This window comes from Streptomyces kebangsaanensis (assembly GCF_001906585.1).
Classification (GTDB): domain Bacteria; phylum Actinomycetota; class Actinomycetes; order Streptomycetales; family Streptomycetaceae; genus Streptomyces; species Streptomyces kebangsaanensis.
Genome location: NZ_JUJA01000009.1, coordinates 9,388 through 17,177 on the forward strand (window position 1 = coordinate 9,388; position 7,790 = coordinate 17,177).

1 protein-coding gene and 1 pseudogene are annotated in these 7,790 nt (G+C 69.5%); both read right to left on the reverse strand.

Annotated features, from left to right (window positions below):
- Positions 1-3,359, reverse strand: a pseudogene (locus tag RH94_RS41710) (sugar-binding protein); the annotation flags it as partial.
- 138 nt (positions 3,360-3,497) lie between these two features.
- The gene (locus tag RH94_RS00515) at positions 3,498-7,718 is read right to left on the reverse strand and encodes a LamG-like jellyroll fold domain-containing protein (protein WP_234425414.1); all 4,221 of its coding nucleotides are present in this window, start codon (positions 7,716-7,718) and stop codon (positions 3,498-3,500) included.
- Positions 7,719-7,790 lie beyond the last annotated feature (72 nt).

Here is a 7,790-nt window from a genome sequence, read left to right on the forward strand (position 1 = left end):
GGCGAGCCACACCTTCGTGGAGCGGCCGAGCGCGTCGTAGGCGTGGTCGGTGACATTGCCGTTGGTGTCGGTCTGCTTCAGGAGCAGCCCGCGCAGCGGGTCGAGGCTCTCGGTGACGGTCTGCGCGGTTGTGGGTCGCCCGGGACGGCCGGCGGCGTGGTGGTCTTGGTCTGGGTGGGCAGGCCGGTGGCCGGGACGAAGGTCGTCGTGGTGGTGCGGCCGTCGGTGCGCACGCTGCGCACCGGGGCGGCATCGCCGGTCACGGTCACGTCGGCCGTCAGGTCGGTGACTGCCACCTCGCGTCCGTAGTCGTCGTAGGTGGCGCCGGCTTCCAGGTAGGTCGCCTTGGTGCCGTTGTGGCTCTTGAGCGGTGCGGTGGCCGTCGCGTCGCCCTTGGTCGGCGCCGCGCCGTAGGCGCCGCCGTCGTAGGCGGTGCGGACGTCGTCGATGACGTCCTTGGCCCGGTCGACCGTGGCGGTACATGCCTTGGCGACGGTTTCGACGCGTGAGGGCAGGACGAGAATGTTCTTCTCGGTGTTGGTGGCGTACGTGGTGCGGGTGCACTGGTCGTCGGCCGTCGTCGAGGTGTCCCCGCGGTCCTCCACCTGGGTGACCCGGCCGGCGACGGTGTCGTGGGTCACGGTGCTGGAGGTGGTGCGCCACTTGGCGCCTGCGCCGTCGTCCAGGGAGATCCAGGACTGGCCGGCGGAGACGCCGGTGAAGTTGGCGGTGACAGTTCCCCAGTCGCGGACCTTCCTGGCGGTCTCGTGGTGCCAGGGCCGGCTGACCGTCTTGCTCAGGACCTTGCCGCCGGGCTGGTCGAAGGTGACGGTCTTGTACTCGAAGCCCGCGGCCGACTCGTGGTCGGTGATCGGATCGCCCTCACCTGCGCCGAGAGAGACGGTCACGGACTTGGTGCCGCCCGTGGGGTCCTTGCGGTCACCGTGCATTCCGCGCAGGAAGTAGTGGTCCTCCTGCGACTTCATGGCGGCTGCACCGCCCTGGCCACCGTTCCTGACCCGGACGTGGCCGTAGCCGCGCCAGTGCGACCAGGTCTTGTACTTCTCCTTGGTCAGCCCGTCGTCATCGTCGAAATGCCACGCAGCGCCGCCGAGGTACTCGTAAGAGGTCACCTGGTCCGGGGCACCGCCGGTGCGGTCGGTCGCGGTGACGGAGGTGACGACGTACTTGTTGAACCACTCCCGGTCCGGAGTGTCGTTGCTGTCACCGCCGATGTACTGCGGGAAGCAGCGCGTCGTGTTGGTCTGCGGGGTCGGCAGGGCGTTGGCGTCACAGGCCGGCGGGGAGTAGTTGGCGTCGATCTGACCGCCCGACTCGTCCGCGACCGTGGACAGGCGGTCCTTGATGAACGGGGCGTAGCCGTCGCCGATCTTGTCCAGCCGGTTGGCGAGCTGCGTGTAGGCGAACGTGGTCTTCGGCAGCGTGATCGGGGTGGTGCCGGTGAGGCCGGTGTGCTGCACGCTGTCGAGGAGGAGCTGGTAGTCGGTATCGGCCATGCCCCAGCGGTGTGCGAGGTGCCAGGAGTCGACCTTGCCGTAGGTGCCGTCGGTCTTGAGGACCTGGGTGGTGACGTCCGTGAGCCGCTTGCGAGTCCAGAACGACGGGGACAGGCGGCCCTTGTCGCACTTGGTGCCGGGCTTGCAGTTCAGGTCCCACGGCGTGTCGTACCAGTAGAACGCCTTGTCGTCGATCGTCGACGCCTCGCAGGTGACGCCGCTCTGGGGGAGGCAGCGTTCGGCGCCGGTGAAGACGACCTGGGCGAGCGGCTTGTCCGCGTACAGGCGGGAGGAGTTCAGGCCGTAGTCGATGCGCTTGAGGTGGCCACCACGGGTGTAGGGGGTGTCGTCCTCGGCCTTGAGGTTACGGCCGTAGGAGTTCGTCTCCTTGCCGTACCAGTACGACATGGCGTTGCCGTGGGTGTCGACGACGTAGTCGAGGTTCCAGCGCCAGGCCTGCTGGCACCAGGATCCGGCGAAGTCGGAGGCGTGACACGGCTCGCCCGTGTTGTTGCCGAAGACCGGCACCGTCCAGGTCGAGTCGGTGGTCTCCTTGCCACTGGTCCAGCCGGGCAGGCGGTTGTAGCCGAAGTAGTAGCGGGTGCCGTCCGGGGTGGTCAGCCGCCAGTACTCGCCGTCGTTGTCGCCATTGCCGCGGTCGGTGCTGGTCAGGCGAGCAATGCGGGTACCGTCGTCCTGCTTGAGCTTGAACTCGCCACCGCCGGCGGGGACAAGTTCACCGCCCTTGCCGTTGAAGGAGAGGTATGCGTTGTCGTATGCCCAGCACAGATCACCTGGTTTGTTGCCGTAGGCCTTCTTCTCGCCGTCCTCCCAGCACGGCTTGTAGCGGCGCTCGATGAAACCGGGCCACAGGTCGAAGCCGTCGCCCACCCAGGAGCCCTGGTTGTTGGTGGCGCCGGTACGGCCGTCGATCGAGCCCGAGGAGTAGTCCAGGCCCACCTCCGGCACGAGGTCACCGGGCACGTCGGGCACCGGCATGTCGTACGACCACGTGAAGTCACCGGTGTTGAGGTTGGTGGCCCACGTCGCCGACGGCGTGAGGGAGGTCGCCTTGTAGTCGCCCTTCTCTCCGCTGGTCTCGGCCACGGCAGCCAGGACGGTCATGCCGGAGGAGGGCAGACTCACCGCGTTCGCGGTCAGGGTCTGCCGCTCGGTGTCGTTGCGAGTGGCGACCGGAGTGCTCTTGCGGCACGCGTCCTTGGCGGGGGTGGTGAGGGCGCAGGCGGGCAGTTCGACGAGGTGCAGCCGGGAGGCGTAACCACCACCGTACGCCTGCGCGAAGTCCGCGTAGTCGACCGTGACGGCGACCTTGCCGGCGTCGGCCGGCCCAGCCTTGGACGAGGTCGCCTTCTCGGCCGCTGCCGCGTGCTTCGGGTGGTCCTTCGCCTCAAGGGTGAACAACAGACCGTTGATCCCGGCACGAGAAGCTTCATCGCGACCTCGGACCCGGGCCTGTACCGCGCCCTCGGCAGTGCCTTCGGCCCTCTTCGCCGGGGCGATACTCAGAGGCAGACCACCGGCTTGCTCGGTGCCGTGCTCCGGTATTTCGATCGTGGCTGTATCAGCCTTCGGCCAGGAATGCCTGGGCGCCTTGGTGGGCGTCTTCGCACCGTTGGCGCGGGTGCGGGGTTTGACCTTGATGCCGTCGGTACCGGCGACAGCCTTGTCGGCCTTGGGCACACCCGGCAGGCGATGACCGTCGGCGGCCGCTGCAGGCGGGGCCGCGGCCTGGAGCAGTCCGCCGACCACGAGGGCCGACACGATCAGAGATATCGGCCCGTGCAGGGCTATTGGAGAAAAACGTGGGCGTTTGCGTCGCATGCGTATGCCGTCCATGGCTGCGTGGTGGCGCTGGTACGCGTGTTGCGGAAGACCGGCGTCACCGTGGAAAAAACAGAGTGAGAAGTGGTGGGCGGGTGGTGCGCGCGGGCAGTCCGGGCGCACCACCCGTGGCAGGCGTCAGCTACCGGCCGGCACCTCGGTGGGCACGTCGAACCAGGAGCCGGAGAGTTCTTCGACCTGCCGGTCGTTGAGCGCGCCCTGGAAGGCCCAGACGTCGTCGACCAGGCCGGGGAAGTACTCGCCCCAGGTCCCGTCGGTCTTGGCGCGGCCGACCTGGAAGGACTTGGCCGCCTTGAAGGCGAGTGTGTTCTCGGCCCAGGAGACCTGGTCCCCGCAGTCCTCGCCGCTGCCGTCGCAGGAGATCTCCTGCAGCGTTCCGTTGACGTACAGGCGGGCCTGCTTGGCGAAGCCGTCGTAGACCACGGCCAGGTGGTTCCAGTCCCGCGCGTCGTAGAACTCGCTGTTCTTCACGCGTACGACCGTCACGTCCGTACTGTCCTTGTCCGGCACGGCCAGTTCCCAGTGGCCCAGGCCCTCCGGGTTCACGGTGTCCGGTACGAAACGGACGGTGAGGGCGCTCTGGGTGGAGCCCTCGGCACTGACCAGCGCGACACCACTGGTCGGCAGTGCGACGGCCTGGGCCCAGGCGGTGACGGTGTAGCTGCCGCTGGTGTCGACCGGTACGGACGTCGTGGCCGCGTAGCCGCCGACGCCGTCCAGCTCCAGGCCGCCGAAGTCGATGAAGGAGAAGTCCGACTTCTTCGCGCCGCCGTTCAGCGTGAGCGCGCTGCCTCCGGGCACGGCGTTCGGGGTGGTCACCGGGCTGGTCCCGGTGGTCTCCTCGAACGTCCACCGAGCCTTGACCAGCGGGCGCTGCTGGAACATCTGACGGGCCTCGTCGTCGGCCACCGGCCGGTCGAAGAGGCGTACGTCGTCGATCTCTCCGGTGAAGTAGTCGACGTACTTGCCCGTCCAGATGGTACGGCCGACCTGCACCGGCCCCTGGGCCTCCCAGATCTTGGGCGCAGCGGCACTGCCCTGCAACTGCCCGTTGACGTACAGGCGGATCTGCTGGGCGTCGGCGTCGTGGACCGCCATCAGGTGGGTCCACTCACCGGGCCGCGCCGGCTGGTTGGCCCGCACCCGCTGGTTGGTGAGGTTGCCTGCCTCGACGTCCTCGAGCGAGGTGCGCAGGCTCCACGTGTTCGGCTCCCACTCGTAGGAGAGGTAGAACGGGCTGTAGTAGGTGCCGCTCTGGCTGAGCACCGTGCGATTGCGGTTGGTGGCTTCCGCGGGAAGCTTCGCCCAGGCGGAAACGGTGTACGAGCGGGCCGTGTTGAGTACGGGCAGGGCCGTGGCCGCGTAGCCGCTGGTCCCGTCCACCTTCAGGGCGTTGCCCGCGACTCCGCTCACGCCCAGCGTCGCGCCGCCGTGCAGGGTCAGCGGCTGCCGGGCGGCCGTGCCGACCACTTTCTGGGCGGTCGCCTCCTCGTCCAGCGGGAAGACGGCCCGGGCCGGGCGCCCGGTCGTGAGCTCCTGGTCCTGGTACAACCGTCCGGCCTCGGTCGCGCTGACCGCCCGGTCGAAGATTCGCAGGTCGTCGATCGTGCCCGGGAAGAAGGACTTGTGGACACCGCTGTAGATACCGGCGCCCAGCTGGAGCCCGCGGCGGGCCTCCCAGGCGGTGGTGTATGCGGTGGCACCGGCCTGCGTGCCGTTCACGTACAGCCGCAGTTGTTTGGCCTTGCTGTCGTAGACGCCCACCAGATGGGTCCACTCGCCCGCCTTGGCGTCCCCGGGCGTGGCGGCCATGGCCCGGGCGATGGAAGCACCGGCCGTGTCGGAGGTGTACTGGTTGAACACCCACCGGTCGTAGGACTGGGAGTAGTACAGCTCGAAGCCCGGAGAGTGGTTGCCCGGCTGGGCGGCGATGATCGCCGCTGCCGTCGGCATCCGGTCGAGCCGCGCCCATGCGGAGACGGAGAAGCTGGTCGAGGTGTCCACGGCGGGAATGTCGGAGACCGCGTAGCCGTCGACGCCGTTGAAGGACACCGCCGTGCCCTTGACTCCGGGCACGCCCGGTGTGGCGCCGCCGCGCAGCTCGAGCGTGCGTTCCGGCGCCGACCCCTCGGCCTGGCTCGCCCCGGCGTCCTCGTCCATCTGCCACATCGCCCGCTCGGGCTGCCCGGCCTTCACCCGGAACTGATAGGTGCGGACCTCACCGGCGTTGCCGGCCTGGTCGAACGCCTGCGCGGTGATGAGGTTCAGCCCGGGCTTGGCCGGCAGCATCCGGATGCTCTTCGCGGCGCCGCCGGATGTCGTGAGTACGTTCTTCGAGGTGGGGTCGCTGTTGATGCCGTACCAGTACTTGGTCACATCGCTGTCGGCGCCCTTGATGGAAAAGGTGCCGTACTTGCCCACCCCGTCGTACCACGGGTCGTCCGGGTCCTCCGGGTTCGAGGCCGGGTACTCGCCCGAGGTGATCGACGGCGCCTTGGGCACCGAGGTGTCGTAGAAGAAGTAGCAGGCGGCCGGGTCACCCGCGGACGACCACGGCGAGTACTGGGCCCCGTCGTAGCTGCGCGCCTCCCAGTTGATCTGCTTGTTCTGCGGCACGTTGGTCGGCAGGCTGATCGAGAAGATGTTCGACCCGGACTTCTTGTACGAGGTCAGCGCCGGCTTCCACCGCGGGGTCAGGCCCTTGCCGTCCCCGGTGTCCCATGACGCCTGGAACTGCACCGCGACGTTGTCGCCGTCCGGGTCGGTGATGTTGTTGGCGGAGATCTTGCCCAGGGTGCGCACCCGTGCCGCGTCGGCCGGCTTCTTGCAGGTGCCGCCGTACTCCATCGTCAGCTGCGACATCTTGATCTGGGGCGGCGGACGGTTGTACTGCACCCGCAGATACGCCTTGTCCGAGAACCGCTTCCAGCCGACCCGGTCCGTCTCACTGGCCGCCTGCAGCCCGAACGTCATCGTCGCGCTCTTGCTGTCGGCAGCCGCCTGCACCGCCGCCTTCACGTCGAACTCCGCGTCCTTGGCCGCGCAGCCGCTGTAGCCGTAGGCGAACGGCTTCGACGCCAGCTGCTTGATCCAGAAGCCCGCGGCATTCTGGCTGTTCCACGTCGTCGAGGCGGAGATGTCCTTGGTCTGCCACAGCTCCACGCTCCGCGCGTCGCAGGACGCCGACCAGGTGTTGCGGACCACGAACTCCGCCGACAGGATCGACTTCCCCGCGAACGTCGAGGTCGGGATCCGGTAGAACAGCCGCTTGGTGTCGTGCGGCTGGCAGTAGTCCCAGCCGCAGTAGCCCATGCCGGCGTCCGAGGCATCGTTGAACTTCCACTGCGGGGACGACGCCCAGTACTTCGACGCCATCGTCCACGCCGCCGCCTTCGGCGTGTACCACTGCGGATCGATGTAGACGGGGTAGACGGTCCCGGCGCCCTTGAGTACGTCGGTGTCCGGGGTCAGCACCAGCTCGTCCTGCCCGGCCGTCACCTCCACACCCACCGGCGCGAGCTTGCCCGACTCCCCCGCACCCGGCTCTCTTTTCTCATCGGCCTGCTTCGTGTCCGGCGCGGCCTGCGCACCGGACGCGGCCGCACGTGCCCCTGCCGGGGCGGCTGCCTGCCCGCCGGTGCTGGAGTCCCACATCAGCGGCTTCGGCGCCTCGAACACCGCACCCGCGGCACCCTTGTCGACGGCCTCCAGCCCGCCCTCACCGGTCTCGCGCACCTCCAGGCCCGACGCCGACAGCTTCAGCCGCAGCTCGGCCAGCTCCCCACTCGCCGCGGCCTTCGCCGTCTTCACCACCAGCAACTGGGTGAAGCCGTCCTCCTGCGCGGTCATCCGCAGGTCCACATCCGGCAGCACCGACGGATACGTCGCCACCGCCCCCTCCAGCCGGGGCTCGGGCAGCGGGGTCGGCCACGCCAGGCTCAGCTCCCGCCCGGCCCGCCGCATCCGCACCAGCGGCACCGCCGTGCCGCCCCCGGAGAACTCCACGTCCACCGTCGCGGCCCTGGGCGCCACCGTGCCCGCACCGGTCGCCACCAGGCCGGTGTCCACCCGCTTCCAGCCGCCCTGGCCACGGGCCCAGACCGGCCGCAGGTACTCCCGCGCCTCCAGATGCCCCTCCGGCGTGGCGAACACCTCGCGGCTCTCCCCGCGCCGGGCGGAGACCTCCACCGGCTTCCCCCTACGCCGGGCCTCGGCCAGCGCCTCCGCCTCCGACACCCCGCCGGCGGCCGCGGGGGCTTCCGCACTCCGCGGCGCGGCCGGCACGGCGGCCGCGGCCTCACCCCCCAGGGCCGGAACCGCCCCCACGGCCAACGTCACGCTCAGTAGCGCCCCGACGGCCCTGCCCCCGCCCCGCAACCGGGTCCACACCCTCACTACACCCCACCCACA